General features: G+C 56.1%; 21 protein-coding genes and 1 tRNA gene. 19 read left to right on the top strand and 3 right to left on the bottom strand.

What is annotated here, in order from left to right; all coding sequences use genetic code 11:
* Nucleotides 1-354: 354 nt before the first annotated feature.
* The 18 genes from J4772_RS32215 to J4772_RS32130 all read left to right on the top strand — a co-directional run bounded on the left by J4772_RS32215 (nucleotide 355) and on the right by J4772_RS32130 (nucleotide 17,509).
* Entirely contained in the window at nucleotides 355-1,584 is a 1,230-nt protein-coding gene (locus tag J4772_RS32215) for an ATP phosphoribosyltransferase regulatory subunit (RefSeq protein WP_209073040.1), read from the top strand.
* Complete coding sequence (gene hisG, locus J4772_RS32210) at nucleotides 1,581-2,219, top strand: ATP phosphoribosyltransferase (protein ID WP_116064718.1); 639 nt, start codon at nucleotides 1,581-1,583, stop codon at nucleotides 2,217-2,219. The genes J4772_RS32215 and hisG overlap by 4 nt, the downstream gene beginning before the upstream one ends.
* A 36-nt stretch (nucleotides 2,220-2,255) precedes the next feature.
* Nucleotides 2,256-3,545, top strand: coding sequence for a histidinol dehydrogenase (gene hisD / locus J4772_RS32205; protein ID WP_116064717.1), 1,290 nt, complete (start codon nucleotides 2,256-2,258; stop codon nucleotides 3,543-3,545).
* Entirely contained in the window at nucleotides 3,542-4,150 is a 609-nt protein-coding gene (gene hisB / locus J4772_RS32200; RefSeq protein ID WP_116064716.1) for an imidazoleglycerol-phosphate dehydratase HisB, read from the top strand. The genes hisD and hisB overlap by 4 nt, the downstream gene beginning before the upstream one ends.
* The gene (hisH, locus tag J4772_RS32195) at nucleotides 4,151-4,759 is read left to right on the top strand and encodes an imidazole glycerol phosphate synthase subunit HisH (protein ID WP_116064715.1); all 609 of its coding nucleotides are present in this window, start codon (nucleotides 4,151-4,153) and stop codon (nucleotides 4,757-4,759) included.
* Nucleotides 4,756-5,523 (top strand): phosphoribosylformimino-5-aminoimidazole carboxamide ribotide isomerase, encoded by a 768-nt coding sequence (gene hisA, locus J4772_RS32190; protein ID WP_209073039.1) that lies wholly within the window; start codon nucleotides 4,756-4,758, stop codon nucleotides 5,521-5,523. The genes hisH and hisA overlap by 4 nt, the downstream gene beginning before the upstream one ends.
* Before the next feature lie 30 nt (nucleotides 5,524-5,553).
* The gene (gene hisF, locus J4772_RS32185) at nucleotides 5,554-6,312 is read left to right on the top strand and encodes an imidazole glycerol phosphate synthase subunit HisF (RefSeq protein WP_209073038.1); all 759 of its coding nucleotides are present in this window, start codon (nucleotides 5,554-5,556) and stop codon (nucleotides 6,310-6,312) included.
* Nucleotides 6,309-6,977: a bifunctional phosphoribosyl-AMP cyclohydrolase/phosphoribosyl-ATP diphosphatase HisIE gene (gene hisIE, locus J4772_RS32180; protein ID WP_209073037.1), complete on the top strand. Its 669-nt coding sequence runs from the start codon at nucleotides 6,309-6,311 to the stop codon at nucleotides 6,975-6,977. Before hisF ends, hisIE begins: the two co-directional genes overlap by 4 nt.
* Before the next feature lie 29 nt (nucleotides 6,978-7,006).
* On the top strand, nucleotides 7,007-7,810 hold the full coding sequence (gene hisJ, locus J4772_RS32175; protein ID WP_209077571.1) for a histidinol-phosphatase HisJ: 804 nt from the start codon (nucleotides 7,007-7,009) through the stop codon (nucleotides 7,808-7,810).
* Nucleotides 7,811-7,897: 87 nt separating this feature from the next.
* The gene (locus J4772_RS32170) at nucleotides 7,898-8,851 is read left to right on the top strand and encodes a ribose-phosphate diphosphokinase (RefSeq protein WP_116064711.1); all 954 of its coding nucleotides are present in this window, start codon (nucleotides 7,898-7,900) and stop codon (nucleotides 8,849-8,851) included.
* Between the two features lie 273 nt (nucleotides 8,852-9,124).
* Nucleotides 9,125-10,381, top strand: coding sequence for a HipA domain-containing protein (locus J4772_RS32165; RefSeq protein WP_209073036.1), 1,257 nt, complete (start codon nucleotides 9,125-9,127; stop codon nucleotides 10,379-10,381).
* A 209-nt stretch (nucleotides 10,382-10,590) separates the two neighbouring features.
* Nucleotides 10,591-12,321 (top strand): tetratricopeptide repeat protein, encoded by a 1,731-nt coding sequence (locus J4772_RS32160; RefSeq protein WP_209073035.1) that lies wholly within the window; start codon nucleotides 10,591-10,593, stop codon nucleotides 12,319-12,321.
* 40 nt (nucleotides 12,322-12,361) lie between these two features.
* Nucleotides 12,362-13,315: an ROK family glucokinase gene (locus J4772_RS32155; RefSeq protein ID WP_116064708.1), complete on the top strand. Its 954-nt coding sequence runs from the start codon at nucleotides 12,362-12,364 to the stop codon at nucleotides 13,313-13,315.
* A gap of 112 nt (nucleotides 13,316-13,427) precedes the next feature.
* Nucleotides 13,428-14,315: an RNase adapter RapZ gene (rapZ, locus tag J4772_RS32150; protein ID WP_116064707.1), complete on the top strand. Its 888-nt coding sequence runs from the start codon at nucleotides 13,428-13,430 to the stop codon at nucleotides 14,313-14,315.
* A gap of 9 nt (nucleotides 14,316-14,324) precedes the next feature.
* Nucleotides 14,325-15,311 (top strand): gluconeogenesis factor YvcK family protein, encoded by a 987-nt coding sequence (yvcK, locus tag J4772_RS32145; RefSeq protein ID WP_116064706.1) that lies wholly within the window; start codon nucleotides 14,325-14,327, stop codon nucleotides 15,309-15,311.
* A 7-nt stretch (nucleotides 15,312-15,318) separates the two neighbouring features.
* Entirely contained in the window at nucleotides 15,319-16,254 is a 936-nt protein-coding gene (whiA, locus tag J4772_RS32140; RefSeq protein ID WP_209073034.1) for a DNA-binding protein WhiA, read from the top strand.
* Between the two features lie 102 nt (nucleotides 16,255-16,356).
* Nucleotides 16,357-16,626 (top strand): HPr family phosphocarrier protein, encoded by a 270-nt coding sequence (locus J4772_RS32135; protein ID WP_094042918.1) that lies wholly within the window; start codon nucleotides 16,357-16,359, stop codon nucleotides 16,624-16,626.
* Nucleotides 16,627-16,747: 121 nt separating this feature from the next.
* Nucleotides 16,748-17,509, top strand: coding sequence for an SIMPL domain-containing protein (locus tag J4772_RS32130; RefSeq protein ID WP_181918071.1), 762 nt, complete (start codon nucleotides 16,748-16,750; stop codon nucleotides 17,507-17,509).
* A 170-nt stretch (nucleotides 17,510-17,679) separates the two neighbouring features.
* Here J4772_RS32130 and J4772_RS32125 read toward each other — a convergent pair whose 3' ends face one another.
* The 3 genes from J4772_RS32125 to J4772_RS32115 all read right to left on the bottom strand — a co-directional run bounded on the left by J4772_RS32125 (nucleotide 17,680) and on the right by J4772_RS32115 (nucleotide 18,973).
* Nucleotides 17,680-17,934 carry a sporulation histidine kinase inhibitor Sda gene (locus J4772_RS32125; protein ID WP_246016941.1) on the bottom strand — a complete coding sequence of 85 codons (255 nt, stop codon included), beginning with the start codon at nucleotides 17,932-17,934 and terminating at the stop codon, nucleotides 17,680-17,682.
* Between the two features lie 226 nt (nucleotides 17,935-18,160).
* On the bottom strand, nucleotides 18,161-18,745 hold the full coding sequence (gene clpP, locus J4772_RS32120; RefSeq protein ID WP_116064703.1) for an ATP-dependent Clp endopeptidase proteolytic subunit ClpP: 585 nt from the start codon (nucleotides 18,743-18,745) through the stop codon (nucleotides 18,161-18,163).
* A gap of 153 nt (nucleotides 18,746-18,898) precedes the next feature.
* A tRNA-Arg gene (locus J4772_RS32115) sits at nucleotides 18,899-18,973 on the bottom strand.
* A gap of 392 nt (nucleotides 18,974-19,365) precedes the next feature.
* Here J4772_RS32115 and J4772_RS32110 point away from each other — a divergent pair.
* Nucleotides 19,366-20,304, top strand: a complete 939-nt coding sequence (locus tag J4772_RS32110) for an AraC family transcriptional regulator (protein ID WP_209073033.1) — start codon at nucleotides 19,366-19,368, stop codon at nucleotides 20,302-20,304.
* The last annotated feature ends 64 nt before the right edge of the window (nucleotides 20,305-20,368 follow it).

Genomic DNA, 20,368 nt, shown 5'->3' with positions numbered 1-20,368 from the left:
TGGTAATATACCACTAATCTCTTTATTTTGGCAGTATGGTAACATGGTAGCACTTTAACGCAACGAAGTAATTGGCGGGGTGTTATATAAGTTGAACCAATGATATCTAAGAGATGACCCAATGGAATGGAGAAAGGGAATGGTATTGCCGCGAGTTTTGGCTTTGGGCTGCTTACATCTATCGTTCTTATCAATCCAAGCAGCCCAAAACAACCTGTCTGAAGTCGGCAAAACCATCCCTTTTGGAATGCAATGGGCTTCCCCCTTCATTGGTTCAACTTTTATAGATGCGGTCCCCCCATTTTGAAAATAACCCGTTTGCAATAGAGGATAAAACGAAGAAGGTGCGCGAAAATGACGAAACCGAAAGTGTTCGAGAAGCCGACCGGGGTAAAGGATTATTTGCCGCACGCGGTCTCCAAGCTGAGGAAGATCGAGCGAAGCGTGCTGGAGTGCATGCAGCTGTGGGGTTACGAACAGATCATCACCCCTGCGCTGGAATATTACGACACGGTCGGAATGGCCAGCTCGACATCGGATCAGAAGCTGTTTAAGCTGCTGGACCGCCGCGGGACGACGATCGTACTGCGTTCCGACATGACGGCGCCGATCGCGCGCGTCGTCGGCTCGCTGCTTAAGGACGATTCGTTCCCGATCCGGCTCAGCTATCATGGCAATGTGTTCCGGGCATTCGAGGAAGAGGGCGGAAGGGATTCTGAGTTTTATCAGACCGGCGTCGAACTGGTCGGAGACGCTTCTCCTGAGGCGGATGCGGAGATGATTGCGCTGGCCGTCGCTTCCTTAAAGGCGGCGGGAGTGCCGTCGTTCAAGATCGCGATGGGGCATGTCGGTTTCCTGAACGGTTTGTTCGAGGAGACGCTGCCTGGGCTGGTTAGCGAGCAGGAGACGCTAAAAGCCTGCCTGCTGCAGCGAGACCACGTCGGCTACCGGGATGCGATCCGCAAGCTAACGCTGGACGCTGCGTGGAAGCGGGAGCTGGAGGATATTTTGCGGCTTCGCGGCGGTCAGGAGGTATGCGATCAAGCGCTGGAGCTGAGCGCGAACGAGAGAGCGCAATCGGCGATCCGTCATCTGTGCGAAGTATGGGACGTGCTGGAAGCCTACGGCATTCAAGAGCATGTGCTGATCGATCTGACGATGATCGGGGATTTCTCTTATTATACGGGGATGACCTTTGAAGGCTATGCTTCCCATCTGGGTTTTCCGGTGTGCAGCGGAGGCCGGTACGACAACTTGCTCGCGCAGTTCGGGCGTCCCGCTCAGGCGACGGGCTTTGCATTGAAGACGACGCGCATTCTCGAAGTCGTGGAAGACGTCGCCGAGCAGCGCGAGCGGACGCTGGTCGCGTATGCAAGCACGCGGCGACAAGAGGCGCTTGTGAAGGCAAGCCAGCTTCGCGAGCAAGGAGCGATCGTGGTAACGGCGCTCGTATCGACTGCGGAGCTGGAGGAGTTGCGCGCTGCGGATCTGGAACGACACTTGAGCAAGGGCGAATTGGTTTATCGGGGCAAGTCGTACGACAAGCTGGTTCCTTTTGACGACGGAAAGGAAGGGTTGGCATGACGGACAGCGGCACTTTGAAAGTCGCGATGCCCAAGGGGCGCATCTATAAGCAGGCCAGCAAGCTGTTCCGGCAGGCGGGGCTGCCGATTCCGGAGGATTTCGACGACTCCCGCAAGCTGATTATTCCGGTGCCGGAGGCGAACATGGAGTTCATCATGGCGAAGCCGGTCGACGTTCCGACGTACGTGGAGTACGGAGTGGCCGACATTGGCATCGTGGGCAAGGACGTTCTGATGGAGGAAAATAAGGACGTCTACGAGCTGCTTGATCTCGGAATTGCGAAGTGTCGGATGTCGGTCATCGGACTGCCCGACTGGAAGCCGGTCATCAATCCTCGTGTGGCTTCGAAATATGCGAACGTAGCTTCGCAATATTTTCGCGAGCAGGGGCAGCAGGTGGAAGTGATCAAGCTGAACGGCTCGATCGAGCTTGCTCCGCTGATCGGCTTGGCCGATCGGATCGTGGATATGGTGGAAACGGGGCAGACGCTTAAGGAAAACGGACTCGTGGAGATGGAGACGCTATTCCAGGTGACGAGCCGGCTGATCGCCAATCGCGTCAGCTACAGGCTGAAAAATGCGGCGATTCAGGAGCTTTGCGACCGGCTGGGCGCGATTATCGGCGCTCCGGTGTGAGGCGGGTTTGAGACGGTGATGCGAGGAGGCGAAGGCATGTATATTGGAAAAGCGGACGGATTCCGGTTAGATCGGCAGAGCGAATACGGCTCTCCGGAGCAGAACGCGACCGTGCGGGAGGTCGTGGAGGCGGTGCGTCTGGAAGGCGACGAGGCGTTGCTGCGGTACACGGCGGAGTTCGATAAGGTGTCTTTGACGCCCGAACAGCTGCGGGTGACGGAGGAAGAGATTCAGGGCGCTTACGCTAGGGTAGAGCCGGAGTTTCTCACAGCGCTGCGGCAGGCGGCGGCGAACATTACGGCGTTCCACGAGAAGCAGAAGCGCGGCTCGTGGATGGACGTGGCGCCGGACGGCACGATGCTGGGCATGGCGATCCGCCCGCTGCGCCGCGTCGGGCTGTACGTTCCCGGAGGCAAGGCGGCGTATCCATCGTCGGTGCTCATGAACGTGCTTCCGGCCAAGGTGGCCGGCGTGCCGGAGATTGCGATGGTGACGCCGCCGGCGACCGGCGGACGGGAAGGGATCGACCCGTACATTCTGGTGGCGGCCGCAGAGGCGGGCGTAACGGAGATGTACCGGGTCGGGGGAGCGCAGGCGGTCGCCGCGCTCGCCTATGGGACGGCGAGCATCCCCGCCGTCGATAAAATTTGCGGGCCCGGCAACATTTTCGTGGCGCTGGCGAAACGCGCCGTGTACGGCGCGGTCGACATCGACAGCATCGCGGGCCCGAGCGAGATCGTCGTGCTGGCGGACGACAGCGCCGATCCGCGTTATGTGGCCGCGGATATGCTGTCGCAGGCGGAGCACGATGAGATGGCTTCGGCGGTGCTCGTGACGCCGTCGCAGGCTTTGGCATCTGCGGTGCAGGCGGAGCTGGAGCGCCAGGTTGCGGCTCTGCCGCGGGTGGACATCGCCCGCAGCTCGCTGGAGCGGCACGGGGCGATCCTGATCGTGGACAGCCTGGACGAAGGGCTGGACGTGGTCAACAAGCTGGCGCCGGAGCATCTGGAAGTGATGACGGACGAGCCGATGGAACTGCTCGGACGCATCGAGACGGCGGGGGCGATCTTCATCGGCCCGTACAGCTCGGAGCCGGTAGGCGATTATTTTGCGGGCCCGAACCACATTCTGCCGACGAACGGCACGGCGCGGTTCTCGTCGCCGCTGAACGTGGACGATTTTCTGAAGAAGTCGAGTTTGATCCGATACAGCAAGCAGGCATTGTTAAGAGACGCCGCAGGAATCGCGACGCTGGCCCGGCACGAAGGGCTGGAAGGTCACGCGCGCGCGGTGGAAATCCGATTGGAAGGCAGGGAGACGAAGTGAGCGTAGAAAATGTGCAAGGAGGCCGTTCGTCGGCCGTATCCCGCAAGACGAATGAGACGGACATCCAATTGTCCCTTGGAGTAGACGGAAGCGGCGAGGTGTCGCTTGAGACGGACGTTCCGTTCTTGAATCATATGCTCGACTTGTTTGCGAAGCACGGCCAGTTCGATTTGAAGGTCGAAGCGCGCGGCGATGTGGACATCGACGATCATCATACGGTTGAGGACATCGGCATTTGCTTAGGTCAGGTGCTGCGCGAGGCTCTGGGAGACAAGAAGGGCATCAAACGCTACGCCAGCGTGTTCGTGCCGATGGACGAGGCGCTTGCGCAAGTCGTCGTCGACATTAGCAACCGGCCGCATTTCGAGCTGCGCGGGGAATTCCCGGCGGCTAACGTAGGCAGCTTCACGGTCGAGCTTGTGCATGAGTTCCTGTGGAAACTGGCGCTGGAAGCGCGTATTACGCTGCATGTCATCGTCCACTATGGACGCAATACGCATCATATGGTCGAGGCCGTGTTCAAGGCGCTCGGACGCGCGCTGGACGAAGCGACTTCGATCGATCCGCGCGTGAAGGGCGTGCCTTCGACCAAAGGGGTGCTGTAAGTGATTGCGATTATCGACTATGGCATGGGCAATCTGCACAGCGTCAGCAAAGCCGTCGAGCGGCTGGGCTGCGAGGCGCGGGTCACTTCCGATCCGCGCGAAATACTGGCGGCGGACGGGGCGATTCTGCCGGGCGTCGGCGCGTTCGGCGATGCAATGGCGAATTTGCGCGAGACCGGGCTGGTCGATACGGTGAAGGAATACGCGGCTTCGGGCAAGCCGTTTCTCGGTATCTGCCTCGGAATGCAGCTGCTGTTCACCGAGAGCGAGGAGCACGGGACGCATCGGGGGCTGGATCTGCTGCCGGGCCGCGTCGTTCGGTTTCAAGGGGATTACAAGGTTCCGCATATGGGCTGGAACGAGCTGACGTTTAAGCAGGAGAGCCCGTTGTTCGAGGGCGTGGAGCCGGGGCACGTGTATTTCGTCCACTCGTATCACGCGCTGCCGGAGCGGGAGTCCGATCTGCTGGCCGTGACGGATTACTACCAGCCGGTCACGGCGATCGTAGGCCGGGGTTCGGTGTACGGCATGCAGTTTCATCCGGAGAAGAGCGGCGAGCTCGGCATGGCGCTGCTCCGCAAGTTCACGGAGAGGGTTGTCGGGAAATGAAGTTTAGACCTTGTATCGATATTCACCAAGGCAAGGTGAAGCAGATCGTCGGGGAAACGCTGCAAGCGGACGCCTCGAAGGTCGTGGAGAACTTCGTCTCCGAACGGGGGGCGGAATACTATGCTTCGCTGTATAAACAAGACGGGTTAACCGGCGGGCATATTATTATGCTCGGCGGCGGCAACCGGGAGGCTGCGCTGTCTGCGCTAAGGGCCTATCCCGGCGGCTTGCAGATCGGCGGAGGCATCACGGCGGAGAACGCAGCAGATTACTTGCGCGAAGGGGCTTCGCACGTCATCGTCACTTCTTACGTTTTCCGCGACGGTCGCCTTCAGATGGACAATCTGCGGCGTATCGTTGCGGAAGTCGGCCGGGAACGGCTCGTACTCGACCTCAGTTGCAAGGAACGGGACGGCAAATGGTACGTGGTGACCAACCAGTGGACGACGTTTAGCGATCTGGAAGTCAACGAAACCACTGTCCGAGAGCTTGAAAGCTACTGCGACGAGTTCCTGATCCATGCGGTCGATGTCGAAGGGAAGCGAGAGGGCGTCCAAGAGAGGCTGGCTGCCAAGCTCGCCGAATGGGCGACGATTCCGGCCACTTATGCAGGCGGTGCGCGATCGCTCGCGGATTTGGCGCGATTCCGCGAATTGACGCGGGGCAAGCTGGACATTACGATCGGCAGCGCTCTCGATATTTTCGGAGGGACTCTTCCCTATAGCGAAGTCGTGGCCTATTGCGATCCGTCGCGGTCGTCATAACGGATAACGAGGGATAAGGGGGAACGCTACATGTTGGCTAAAAGAATTATACCTTGCTTGGACGTGAAGGACGGAAGAGTCGTTAAGGGCGTCAATTTCGTGAATTTGCGAGATGCCGGAGACCCGGTGGAGCTGGCGGCGATCTATGATCGGGAAGGCGCGGACGAACTGGTGTTTCTGGACATCTCCGCCTCAGTAGAGGGTCGGGCGACCATGGTCGACGTCGTGCGGAGAACGGCCGGGGAGATTACGATTCCGTTCACGGTCGGCGGCGGCATCTCGGCGGTGGAGGATATGAAGCGGCTGCTTCGCGCCGGCGCGGACAAAATCGGCATCAACACGGCGGCGATTCGCAATCCGGACCTGATTACGGACGGCTCGCGGACGTTCGGCGCGCAATGTATCGTGGTGGCCATTGACGCGAAGTTCAACGCGGAGTGGGGCGAGTGGGAAGTGTTTACCCACGGCGGCCGCAATGCGACGGGCATTCGCGCACTTGAGTGGGCGAAGGAGGCGGAGCGCCGCGGTGCGGGCGAGATTCTGCTGACGAGCATGGACGCGGACGGCACGAAGGACGGCTTCGATGTCGCGTTGACCAAAGCGGTCTCGACAAGCATCGGCATCCCGGTCATCGCCTCCGGCGGAGCGGGCAATGCCGAGCATTTTGCCGATGTGTTCGCGGAAGGGCAAGCGGATGCGGCGCTGGCGGCGAGCATTTTCCACTACAAGGAAGTTACGGTGCAAGAGGTTAAGACAGCGCTGCGGGAAAAAGGAGTGAACGTCAGATGACGCAACAGCAACAGCAATGGCAAAAAGAGATTAAGTGGGACGCCGACGGGCTTGTGCCGACGGTTGTGCAGGACGCGCTGAGCAAAGAGGTGCTTATGCTCGCCTACATGAACGAGGAGTCGCTGCAAAAGTCGCTGGAGTCCGGTCAAACGTGGTTTTGGAGCCGGTCGCGCGGCGAACTGTGGAACAAGGGAGCGACGAGCGGCCATACGCAGCAGATCGAGTCTCTGCATTATGACTGCGACGGCGATACGCTGCTCGTGAAGGTGCGCCAGAACGGACCGGCGTGCCACACGGGAGCTTACAGCTGCTTCTATCGCGAAGGAACGGCTCATGCATCTGAAGCCGCAGCGCAGCAGGATGACCGCTTCGGTCCGCTCAGCAGGCTGGAGGCGACGATCGCCCAGCGCGATGCGGAGCGCCCGGAAGGTGCCTACACGACATATCTGTTCGAGAAAGGCGTCGACAAAATTCTCAAGAAAGTCGGAGAGGAAACCGCCGAAGTGATCATCGCCGCGAAAAACCGCGACGGAGACGAACTGCGCTGCGAGTCCGCCGATCTCATTTTCCACCTGATGGTACTGCTTCGCGAGCAAGGCATTCCGTTCGACGATGTGCTGAAAGAGCTGGAGTTCCGCCATCGCAAGCCGGTCAAGAAGGATTAGGTGAAGCGGCCATGACACAGACGCAAGGCATGCTCATCGATTATCATACGCATCACGAGCGCTGCGGCCATGCGGTCGGCAAGCTCGAAGACTACATCCTCAGCGCGATGAAGCAAGGCATGGAGCAGATCGGCTTGTCCGATCACATGCCTTTGCTGCATGTCACCGACAAGGATAACCCGGATTCCGCAATGCCGATGGAGGAGCTTCCCCGCTATGTCGAGGAGGCTCTTGCCCTGAAGGAGAAGTATAAGGGCCGCATCGAGGTGCGCGTCGGGCTGGAAGGCGATTACGTCGAAGGCCAGGAGGAAAAGATCGAGCGGATCGTAAACGGTTATCCGTGGGATTACGTGATCGGTTCGGTGCATTTTCTCGGAGCGTGGGATGTGACGGACTTCCGCCAGGTCGACCGCTGGGAAGGGCGCCGTGTCGTCGAGGTTTACGAGCAATACTTCGATGCGATCGCGAAGGCTGCGGCTACCGGATTCTATGACTATATCGGCCATATGGATGCGATCAAGCGGTTCGGCTATCGTCCGGAGGAAGATGTAAGCGCACTGGAAGACGCTGCGCTGCAAGCGATCAAGAAGCACGATTTGGCCTTTGAGCTGAACGCAGCCGGAATTTATGCCCCTTGCAAAGAGATGTATCCGTCCGTGTCGATCCTTGAACGGGCCAGAGCTTACGATATCCCTGTCACGTACGGTTCCGACGCTCACCACCCCGACAAAATCGGACAAAAAGGGGCGGAGGCGAAGGAGCTGCTGCGAAAAGCGGGGTATACGGAGCTGGCCGTGTTTACAGAAAGAAAACGGAAATTGAAATCTTTTTAAAAAAGGCCCGAACTCATGTATAATGGAAATGATGACTGACGGATTTCGACACCTGGAGCGTCGAATCGCCAAAATATGGAGGGGCACATGTACAGCAGTAGTAAGCTTCGTATCTTTTCGGGATCATCCAATCCGCTATTGGCAGGCAAGATCGCCGACAATCTGGGAGTGCCGCTGGGGAAAATCAAGCTTTCCCGATTCAAGAGCGGCGAAGTGTACGTTCACTACGAGGAGACGATTCGCAATTGCGACGTTTTCTTGGTCCAGTCTCTATCTCATCCGATCAACGATTACTTCGTAGAATTGCTGGTTATGATCGATGCAGCCAAGCGGGCTTCGGCGCGAACGATTAACGTCGTGCTGCCTTATTACGGCTATGCCCGGCAGGAAAGGAAAGCCGCTCCACGAGAGCCGATCTCCGCGAAGATGGTGGCCGACGTGCTGACGACGGTCGGCGCTCACCGTATCGTGACGATCGATCTGCATGCTCCTGCGATCCAGGGGTTTTTCGACATTCCGGTCGACCATTTGACCGCACTGGATTTAATCAGCGATTATCTGAAGTCGAAGAACATCCGCAATCCGGTCGTCGTATCTCCGGACGCCGGACGAGCTTCGACGGCGGAGAAGCTGGCGAACCAGTTGGATTGCTCCTTCGCTATCATGATCAAGAAGCGTCCCGCGCACAACGAATCCGTCATTACGCACGTGATCGGAGACGTCGAAGGCTTTACGCCAATTATTATCGAAGATATGATTGATACGGGCACGACGATCGTGAACGTCGTGGAAGGGCTGAAGGAGCGCGGAGCGGAAGACCCGTTCGTATGCGCCACTCACCCGTTGTTCTCCGATCCCGCCTTGCAGCGTCTCGACCACCCGAGCATCAAGGAAGTGGTCGTCACCGACACGATCCTGTTGCCGGAAGAGCGTTCTTCTCGCTTCAAGGTCATCTCGGTTGCGCCTATGCTTGCGGAAGCGACGCGCATTATCATGGAGGGTGGCTCGATCAGCACGCTGTTCAAGACTAAGGGCGTATAGAAAGCATAGGTTAGGCGGAAGGGGCGGTCCCATAAGCCAACCCAGTTGCTGTGAAAGATATTCGACAAACAAGATAGGTGTAAGTACCTCCTATGAAGCAATCTTCGGGAGGTGCTTACACCTTCTTTTTTTTATCGATCTTTTGAAGCAACTTCGGAAATGCAAGGGATTCCCTTTCACAGGTTCAACTTGTATAGGCAGGGATTTGACAGGAAAAGAAGAAATAACAAAGAGAGGGTATGATAGGAGTACTTAGATTAGGGAGTAGATCATATGGCAGATGCTTGGAACAAGAAGTATGTGCTGAAACATAAAAATATCGCGGTTACGGAAATCGAGCTTGATGAGGCGACAGGCGCCATCTCGGCAGTTGGCCCTGCAACCGACGAGCGTCATTTGCCTATTGGGGTCTTCGTCAGAAAAGGGCGGATTGATCGGGCAGCGCTCAATGAATGGTGGCGAGGGAGAGCCATTCCGGCAAGCCGGGATGGCATTAAAGAAGCGCTGCTCGAATTGAGGCTGTCCACTACGCATAAGCTGTTGGATAAAAGCTTAGGGCTAAGTTTGTCCGACCAATATTGGATTTGTCCGTTGGATACGGATGCCGCTTGGTCCCAGTACAACTTCTTTGAAAATGATTTCTCCGAAGACGTCGGGAATGTGCTGCTTGGCAAGGGCGGTTCAAGCGAAGCGATCAGCTTAATGTCTCCCGACAATACCTCAGACGGCTGGCTGAAAAAGAAATGGACGATTATGGACGGTCGGCGCTGTCTAGTCAAAGGGGGAAGCGGGGCCACTCAGCAGGAGCCATACAACGAGGTGTTGGCCAGCAAGCTGATGGAGCGGCTCGGCATTCCCCACGTCCCTTACACGCTGATGGTCCAAGAGGATTATCCGTATAGCGTATGCGAGAACTTCATTACGCCGCAAACGGAGCTTGTCACGGCATGGTATATCATGCAGACGCAGCAAAAACCAAACCATGTCTCGGTGTATCAGCATTATGTGAATTGCTGCGAAGCGTTGGATATTCCGGATATTGTAGAAGCGCTTGACCGAATGATCGTCGTGGACTATCTGATCGCTAACGAGGATCGGCATCAGAACAATTTCGGCGTGGTGCGGAATGCCGACACGCTGGAATGGATCGGGGCCGCTCCAATCTACGACAGCGGTTCGTCGCTGTGGTTTTCCAAGCCGACGGCACTCATCTCGGCAACCCGGAAAATCACATGCAAGCCATTCAAAACCGATCATGCAGAGCAAATTAAACTGGTGACAAGCTTTGACTGGCTTGATTTGTCTCGACTGCACGATATCGAGGAAGAATTTCGCGAAATATTGAAGGGCTCTTTATTTATTGACGAAACCAGAAAAGAGGCGCTTTGCACGACTTTGCGAAAACGGATCGAGATGCTGTCCGAAATCGTTCAATCTTTTACGACTACCGGATGGAGCGACGATCGCAAATCGGATGTTTCGATAAATGTGGCTTATAGCGGCGGCGAGAAAGCGGACAACGACAATTAGTTCGTAACGTTGCCAAATCGCACCATAGATTGTATCCGCAACACCATCTTTAGCTTGCCGTTACAAGCGGCAAGCTGTTTGTTATTCGCGTCGAGACGCATGCGGCAACCAGAACCTCATCATCGCCAGCGGGTTTTATTTTATGGACGGCGCAGGCTGTGTTATAATCTTGGATAACGAGTTTCAGACTACGAGGGAGGTGCCTTGCGATGAACCAGCGGAAGCGCGCTGCGAAACCCCGGCGTCCCAAAGTTATCCCGATGAGATTGGATGCGACATTTTTCTTCGAGCGCGCCGTACAGTCGCTGGATCGGTACCATTACGACAAGGCACTGAAATATTTTCGCCGCGCGGTGGAGTATGAGCCGGAGAATCCGGTCAACCACTGCAATATGGCCGGCATTCTATCCGAGATGGGACGGTACGAGGAATCGAATGTGATTCTGCGCTCGGTGCTGGATCAGATCGATCCGGCAATGACGGAATGCTATTACTATTTGGCCAATAACTATGCCAATATGGAGCTTTTCGAAGCGGCCGAGGAGGCGCTCGTCCGGTATCTGGAGAACGATACGGAGGGCCAATTTCTGGAGGAGTCGGACGAACTGCTCGACCTGCTTCACTATGAGCTGAACCGCCCGGCGAAGCTGTCGACCATCAAGGCTAAAGAAAATATTTACGCGCACGACAAGGCACGGGAGCTGCTGGAGGCAGGCCGGTTCGCCGAGGCGGTCAAAATGCTGGAAGAAATTATCGGACGGCAGCCGGACTTTCTGGCCGCAAGGAATAACCTGGGATTGGCATACTATTACATGGGACTGTTCGACAAATCGATTGCGACGATTACGGAGGTGCTGGATGCCGAACCGGGCAATCTGCACGCGCTGTGCAATCTGGCGATCTTCTATCAGCATTCCAATCAGCAGGGGCAGCTTCAAGCGCTGATCTCCAAGCTGAACAAGACGATTCCGTTTCATCCCGAGCATGTGTTCAAAATGGCGACAACGCTGGGCATCGTAGGGGAGCATCGCGAGGCGTACCAGCATTTCCGTCGTTTGCTGCGCACGGGAGAGTTGGCGGGAGAGCCGAGTTTGCATCATTTTGCCGCGATTGCGGCGGTAAATCTGCATAGGTATGAGGACGCCAAGAAGCATTGGCAGCAGGCCGAGAAGCTCGATCCAGGCTCCCAGGTGCCGGCATTCCATCTGAAGCGATTGGAGCGGGTAAGTGCGGGTGAGGAGAGTCCTCCTGCGCATTATCACTACCATCTTCCTTTCGAAGAGCAGTTCAAACAGTGGGAAAACAGCCCCGGCCAGGTGACGGAGGCGCTTAAGAGCGATCCTCTCATCCGCTCCTCTTTCTTCTGGGCGCTTAGGCACGGCGATCGCCGCACGAAGGTGCAGGTTATTCAGGCGCTTGGACTTGTTGCGGACGACGAGGTGGTCGAGGCGCTAAAAGCTTTCCTGGTCGATCCGGACGAGGAGGACGAACTGAAGCGGGTGGCTGTGCTGGTGCTCCGCTCCATCGGAGTGCAGGATTCGCTTTCCGTCATCTTCAGCGGACGGGCGCTGACGCTGGAGGCGCGTCGCAAATCCGCGCAGCTTCCGGTATGGGACAGCGCATGGCAGACGGTGCTGGAGCAGGCGCTCGAAGGAATGTCCGGGCGTTATGACGTTGTACAGCAGCACGATATGATGACGTTGTGGGTCGATTTTCTGTCGCGCGTATATCCGGATGTGCCGAAGCTGCACAAGTCGACGGGATGGGCGGCGGCGCTCGAGTATTGGACGGCCAAGATGCATCGCAGAACAGTGACTTATGCGGACCTGGTCAGCCGATACGGCGTGTCTCAGGCGAGTATTAGCCGGTATGCGAATCGGATCGACGAAGCCTGCGGAATTCGGGAGAAGCTGGACTTGACGAGGCCGTCGTTCCATTGACGGCGAGTATTCTTATTATTTCTTATGAGGTGTCGACAATATGTCAGATTCATTGTTCGTAGGCGTAGATTTGGGCGGAACGTCCATTAAGGTAGGCTTGTGCAACGAGGAGGGAGACCTGCTCCGTACTTATGAAGGCCCCACGCAAGCTTCCGATGGAGCGGATGCCGTTCTGTCCAATATTGCAGCCTATGTCCGGGAGCTCGTGCCTCCGGGAACGGAGGAATGGGAGAAGGTCGTCGGCGTAGGCATCGGCATTGCCGGGTTCCTTAACATTCCGGAAGGAATCATCAACTTCTCGCCGAATCTTCCGTTCAAGGATGTGCCGGCGAAGTTCATTATGGAAGAGAAGCTGGGCAAGCCGGTCAAGATCAACAATGACGCCAACGTAGCGGCGCTGGGCGAAGCCTGGGGCGGAGCGGGGAGAGGCGTGCAGAATTGCGTTTGCTATACGCTTGGAACCGGTGTCGGCGGAGGCGTCGTTCTGAATGATCGGTTGATTGAAGGGGCTTCGGGAATGGCGGGAGAGCTAGGCCATATCACGATCGTGCCCGATCTCGAAGCGATCCAGTGCGGCTGCGGCAGGATGGGCTGCCTGGAGACCGTATCTTCGGCCACGGGCATTATTCGGATGGCGAAGGACGCCGTTGCCAGGGGAGACAAGACGTCACTCGCCCTTGTGGAGGGCGAATTAACGGCCAAGCACGTCATCGACGCCGCGAAGGAAGGCGATGAGGTGGCTGTACGGATCGTCAGCCGGGCGGCGTTCTACTTGGGCAAATCAATGGCGGTCGTGGCGCTCGTCGTCAATCCGCAGCGCTTTATTCTTGGAGGCGGGGTAAGCAAAGCAGGAGAATATTTGTTCTCGCAAATCCGCGAAGTCTTTCGCAAGCTGACGCCGGCGAACGCTACGGAAGGCGTGGAGATCGTAGCGGCGGAGCTCGGCAACAACGCCGGAGTGGTAGGAGCGGCAGGGTTGTTCCTGCGGGCATAATCGCAGCAAGGCGCTCGGCTCCGCAGCTTGTGAGGCGGTCCGGGCGCCTCATGTTATTCGTCGTTCTGCGAAGGGACGATGGCAAGATGAGCCTCAGGGGGAGTGGAAGGGCATGGATACGATAACGACGCAGCCAAGGCTCGTCATTATAACCGGGATGTCGGGAGCCGGCAAAACGATCGCCGTGCAAAGCTTGGAGGATCTAGGCTTTTTCTGCGTCGACAATTTGCCGCCGGTGCTTATTCCCAAGTTTGCGGATTTAATCGACCAGTCGCAGGGGAGAATCGCCAAGGTGGCCCTGGTTATCGATTTGCGCGGACGCGAATTTTTCACGGCGCTGTCCGAATCGTTGAACCACATTCGCGAGAACAGTACGATCCATTACGAGATTTTATTCCTCGACGCGACGGATGCGGTGCTTGTGCAGCGTTACAAGGAGAGCCGCAGGCGCCATCCGCTTGCTCCGGACGGACTGCCGCTGGACGGGATCCATTCGGAGCGCAAGCTGCTTGAAGATTTGAAGGGCTGGGCCAATCAGGTTATCGATACGAGCAACCTGAAGCCGGCGGCGTTAAAGGAGAAAATCGTCGCCCGGTTTACGAATATGGATCAGAACAACATCTCGATCAATGTCACGTCGTTCGGATTCAAATACGGCGTTCCAATCGATGCCGATCTCATTTTCGACGTCCGGTTTTTGCCGAATCCGCATTATATCGACACGCTTCGTCCAAAAACGGGCGCCGACCCGGACGTGTACGATTACGTGATGAAGTGGCCGGAGACGCAGACCTTCCTGACGAAGCTGCTCGATATGCTGCAGTTTCTGATCCCGATGTACCACAAGGAAGGTAAAAGTCAGATCGTAATCGGTATCGGCTGTACGGGAGGCAAGCACAGATCAGTGGCGCTGGCCGAATATTTGGGACGTAGACTGGGAGCCAGCGAAACGGAATCGGTGCGGGTGAGCCACCGCGATTCCGAGCGCGATCGGCATTGAGGTGAGGGAATGAGCAAAATACAATCCCTTGCGCGCAAGCCGCGAATCGTCGTGATCGGCGGAGGCACCGGTCTGTCCGTCATGCTGCGCGGCTTAAAGCAAAAGCCGCTGGACATCACGGCCATCGTCACGGTCGCCGACGACGGCGGCAGCTCCGGTATTTTGCGAGAGGAGCTGCAGATTCCGCCGCCCGGCGATATTCGCAGCGTACTGACCGCGCTTGCCGATCGGGAGCCGCTGATGGCCGAAGTGTTGAAATACAGATTTCAGAACGGTACGGGCTTGGCCGGACATAGTCTCGGCAATCTCATTCTGGCGGCGATGACGGACATTACCGGAGATTTCGTTACAGGCATTACCGAGCTAAGCCGGATTCTCGCCGTCAGGGGACGCGTTCTGCCGGCGGCTAACCAGTCGATCGTGCTGAAGGCGGAGATGGAAGACGGCTCGATCGTAGTCGGAGAATCGTCGATTCCGAAGTCCGGACTCGCTATCCGCAGAGTGTACTTGGAGCCGCCCGACGTTAAGGCGCTTCCGGAAGCGGTAGAAGCGCTCCGGGAAGCGGATGCGATACTGATCGGTCCGGGAAGCCTATATACGAGCATTATCCCGAATCTGCTCGTACCGGAGCTGGCGGAAGCGATCGTGGAATCGGATGCGGTTAAGCTGTTCGTCTGCAATGTCATGACGCAGCCGGGAGAGACGGACAATTACTCCGTCAGCGATCACCTGGCCGCCGTTCACGCCCATATCGGCCATCATCTATTCGATTATGTTATTGTGAACGATGGGGAAATTCCCCCGCAGGTGGAAAGCTTGTACGCCGAACAGGGGTCCAAGGCGGTTCACCTCGATCTGGAGGAAGTTACCCGGCGAGGCTACAAGGTAATTGCAGACAAGCTTGTCCTGTTCCGCACTTACTTGCGTCATGACGCGAAGAAACTAAGCGAGCATATTTACCAGCTGGTCGAGGGCTGGATGCTCAGAAAGGGGTGACAAAGGCATGTCTTTTGCAGCGCAGACCAAAAAGGAGCTCACGATGCTTGAGGGCGACAGCTGCTGCGAAAGGGCGGAACTGTCGGCGCTGATTCGAATGAACGGTACGATCTCGCTGTCGAACCGCAGGGTCATGCTGGACATCGCTACGGAGAACGCCGCCATATCGCGCCGGATCTATACGTTGTTAAAGCGTCATTTTACAGTCGTGACCGAACTGCTCGTTCGTAAAAAAATGCGACTGAAAAAAAACAACGTCTATGTCGTGCGCATTCCGGCCGGCTCCGAAGCGATATTGAACGATTTGAGCATCGTCTCGGAAGGGTTTCTGTTCCATCCAAGCATCGACAAGGAGCTTGTGCGCAAAAGCTGCTGCAAGAAAGCTTATTTGCGGGGCGCGTTCCTGGCGGGCGGCTCAGTGAACAATCCCGAAGGCTCGTCTTATCACCTGGAAATCTCGTCGATGTACGAGGAGCACTGCAAGGCGCTTGTCGATCTGGCGAACAGGTTCCATCTGAACGCCCGGTTTATCGAGCGGAAGAAAGGGTTTATCCTCTACATCAAGGAAGGCGAGAAGATCATCGAATTTCTGAACATCATCGGCGCGCATCAGGCGCTGTTCAAATTCGAGGATGTCCGCATTATGCGGGACATGCGCAATTCCGTGAACCGCATCGTCAACTGCGAGACGGCCAACTTGAACAAAACGATCGGAGCCGCCGTTCGGCAGATCGATAATATCAAGCTGCTCGCCAAAGAAGTCGGATTGCACAATCTTCCCGACAAGCTGCGGGAGGTAGCCGAAGTCAGACTTCAGCATCCCGATATTAACTTGAAGGAAGTCGGAGATCTGCTGAAAGGGCAAGTCAGTAAGTCAGGCGTCAACCATCGGCTCCGCAAGCTCGACGAACTGGCGGAAAAAATCCGAAACGGCGGGGCATAACCGTATGGCGCATTTGTTCATATCAATGTTATAATGATGTAGAGCTGGAGTACGGGAGGTCCCGACTAGTGGGACGAATTAAAGATAGGGGGTATCCGGTCCATGACGAGACAGCCGGTAGTCGTTCGGCTTAAGACAGGTCTTCACGCCAGACCGGCGGCACTATTCGTGCAAGAGGCCAATAAATTTTCTTCCGACGTCTTCGTAGAGAAGGACGAGAAGAAGGTTAACGCGAAGAGCATCATGGGCATTATGAGCCTGGCGATTAGCTCGGGGACGGAAGTTGCGATAAGTGCGGAAGGTTCGGACGCAGAACAGGCTGTAACCGCTTTAGTGCAGCTTGTGAGCAAGGAAGAACTGGAAAATCAATAATAAGTTCTGCATGAGGCCCCCTGGAGGGGCTTTTTGCGTTTATGGATTTTTTGTCCTAGGCGTGAAACATTTGTCTCTCTCGTCGCGTTTATAAAGACAAACCGATGAAAGGGGCATGGTCATGAAAAAAGGAGCTTTGCAGGTGTTGTCGGTCGTACTGGCCGCAGCGGTGATTGGATGGTTCGGATTTGTTAAGGGGGAGGGGAATACAGTGTCTGCTGAAACTGCGCAAGCGGCGCCTTACACGATTACAGTCGGAGCCAACGGTTCGGTAATGGTGGAGCCGGACGTTGCCTATTTGCGCTTGGCGGTCGAGACGCGCGGGAAGAAAGCGACGGAAGCTCAGCAAGCGAATGCCAAGCAGTTCGCGGGAGTGGAGAAGACGCTGTACGAGACGTTCGGCATCGCCAAGAAGGACGTCACGACGACCGGGTTCGACGTACAGCCGGAATACGATTATACGGAGAAGGACGGACGCGTGCTGAAGGGCTATATTGCCGTTCATTCGCTTCAAGTGACTTACCGTAAGCTTCCGGACATCGGCAAGCTGTTCGACGCTCTGACCGAATCCGGCGCGAATCGTCTGGACGGCGTGCAATTCTCTACGGAGAAGAAGGAGCAGTACGAGCTGGATGCGCTTAAGAAGGCGATGGAAAATGCGGCCGCTAAAGCAGGAGTGTTAGCGACGTCGGCCAACCGTCAGCTGAAGGGCGTCGTCAACATCGTGCAAGGCGACGTTGCCAACGTTCCGGTTGTTTACGCCCGCGACCAAGCGAAGGTCATGATGAATGAAATGGCTTCGGCAGCCGGTGCATCCTCCTCGGTGCAATCGGGGCAGATCGAGATCAGCACGCAGGTGACCGTTCAATACGAAATGCAGTAAGGCGGATGGCTGGGTAGAGGCCGTCTCGCGCATCGATCGGATTCCCGTTCAGGGAACCTTCGGCGCGCGAGGCGGCCTTTTTACGATTGTCCCACCTCGAAAAAAAATAAAACCGCTCGCCAAGACCGGCGGGCGGGCAGGAATAAGATGTGCGATAACAAGATGCAGATTTAGGCTTCCTTATAGTGGCTCAACTGTCGAATAGAGAGCGCTTCTTCCAACAACTCGATGAACTCGTGAGACAGATTCATCTTCTTGGCTTCTCTGTAAACTTCCAACAGATGCTCATCTTTAAGCGGGCGAAGCAAGGATGCTTTATCGCTCAATCGACGAGCTGCTACCATGTCTACGGGAACGGAGTTCGCGCAGCCTGCCGCAGACGGAGTCTCGGACGATACTAAATAAGGATACGGTCTTTCGAGCATACATAATTCCTCTCTTCCAAAGTTCCTAAGAGATAGCTAGAACTGGGTCTAAATGGAATCCTACATCTTACAGGATACCATGGTTTGGCGGGTTAGCAGAGAGGGCATTCAATCTTTTGAATTTTTATTGACATAAATATGGAATTATGCTATTTATTTTTCGTTAAAAAAGGAGCTGTTCTCATCCTCTTGACGAGGCGGAACAGCTCCTTGGCGGTGAAGCGGATTAATTGACTTTGTCGATGACTTTATCGATCAGTCCGTATTCGCGAGCGACTTCGGCTTCCATGAAATTGTCGCGGTCGGTATCCTTCTCGATTCTCTCCAAAGGCTGACCTGTGCGTTCGGCGAGAATGCCGTTCAGCTTATCCCGCAGCTTCAGTATTCTGCGCGCGCGGATTTCGATGTCGCTGGCTTGGCCTTCGGCTCCTCCGAGCGGCTGGTGGATCATCACTTCGCTGTTCGGCAGGGCGAAACGCTTGCCCTTCGCGCCGGCGGCGAGCAGGAATGCGCCCATCGATGCGGCCATGCCTACGCAGATCGTGGAGACGTCCGGCTTGATGAACTGCATCGTGTCGTATATGGCCATTCCGGCCGTAATCGAACCGCCCGGGCTGTTGATGTAGAGGTGGATGTCCTTTTCCGGATCTTCGGCCGCCAGGAACAGCAGCTGAGCGATGATGGAGTTGGCGACTACGTCGTTCACCTGTGTGCCCAGAAATACGATTCGATCTTTCAATAAGCGGGAATAGATATCATAAGCCCGCTCTCCTCGATTGGTTTGCTCGACAACCATAGGTACAAAACTCATGTTTGGCGTCCCTCCTCATGTATTGGTTTTTTTATCATAGCGAATTCGAGTGCAAAAGTCAAAGAAAGTCAAAGTTGATTTGCGTGGAGCGTTTCATCGATCGAGAGAATACAAAAAAACCGGCCGAGTCGGCCGGTATGTTAATTGTATAGGTGGCGCGCCCGTGAGGAATCGAACCTCAATCTCAGCCTTCGGAGGGCTGCGTCATATCCGTTGGACCACGGGCGCTCGTTAAGTACAGCAAGAGTTATTATAGGGGATGGAGGCTGAAAATGCAAGGGATTTGGCATTTAAATTTTGGAGTTCGGAGCGGGTGCGAACAAAAGGATCGTCCACTATATAAGTTGAACCAGAGATACCTTGAAGAGATGACCCAGTGGAATGGAGAAAGGGAATGGTTTTGCCGCGAGTTTTGGCTTTGGGCTGCTTACCTCTATCGTTCTTATCGATCCAAGCAGCTCAAAACAACCTGTCTGAAGTCGGCAAAATCATCTCTTTTGGAATGTAATGGGCTTCCCCTTCATTGGTTCAACTTATAGAGTCTAGGAGGAATCCGGTCGTCCTCTGCGAAAAGTTATAAAAGACCAATCACACAGCTTATAGTAGGGGAATGAAAGACGATGCCGCCCTTCGTTCAATTGGCGCAATTCAGGGAGATCAGGCCTTACGTGCGCTTCGCTCATTATACGGATTTCCCGTTAAAGGTACCCTCTCGCTATATTCGCGACCATGAGTTTATTCTGGTCGACAAGGGACGGGGAGTCCTGTACACGGAAAGCGGGCCCCATGCTTACAAGGAAGGGAGCCTGCTTATGATCCCTCCGGGGGTGCTGCACTCTTTTCGGGACGACCTCGACGCATCGTCCGGTTATGCGCATTGGGCGATTCATTTCGATTGGGAGCCTCGTTCGGAAGAGGAGCTTCTGCAGATCGTCGGGGAAGAGGCCGGACCGATCCGCCCGGACGAAGCTCCCGGGGAAGCATCAAGCTTGAGCTCCGTCTGGCTGCCGAATCTGGTGAGGATCGACGGGGTAGGAGAGGAAATCCGCAGGTTGATCGAGAGCGTCGTCGAGGCGTTCCGCCAGGAGCGGCCTCTCCGCAAGCTTGAACTGCAGTCTGCTATGCTGCGGCTGCTGCTGGTTCTGGCGACGGGGCTTCAGGAAGGCGAACTGACATACGAGTCGCTGGGCGACAGGAAGACGAAGACGGAATCGAAGGGCAGAGCGGAGATTACCGATTATATCCTGAAAATCCACGATGCCGTAAGGGACAACACGGACGCGGGCGAGATCCACAATCGTTGGCGAGAGGAAGTGTTCTTTAGCGCTCCTCATTTTCATCGCTTGTTTAAGGAGCAGACCGGGCTCCCGCCGCTGGAGTATGCGACCAAGCTCAGGATGGAGAAAGGGGCGCGGCTGCTGCTGGGGACGGAGCTGTCGGTGAAGGAGATCGCTTTCGTCTGCGGCTACGAGGACAGCAAGTATTTCAGCCGTTTGTTCCGGCAGCGCGAAGGAATGAGCCCCAAGCAATACCGCGAGCACTTTCTCGCCGGAAAATGATCGTATTGTCCACCTCATCCGATAGCTGCGCCCTCCCGGGTCGAATCGGCCGACTGCTACAATC

Source organism: Cohnella sp. LGH, from assembly GCF_017671885.1.
Taxonomy (GTDB): domain Bacteria; phylum Bacillota; class Bacilli; order Paenibacillales; family Paenibacillaceae; genus Cohnella; species Cohnella phaseoli.
This window is presented reverse-complemented; position numbering and strand designations above follow the sequence as displayed.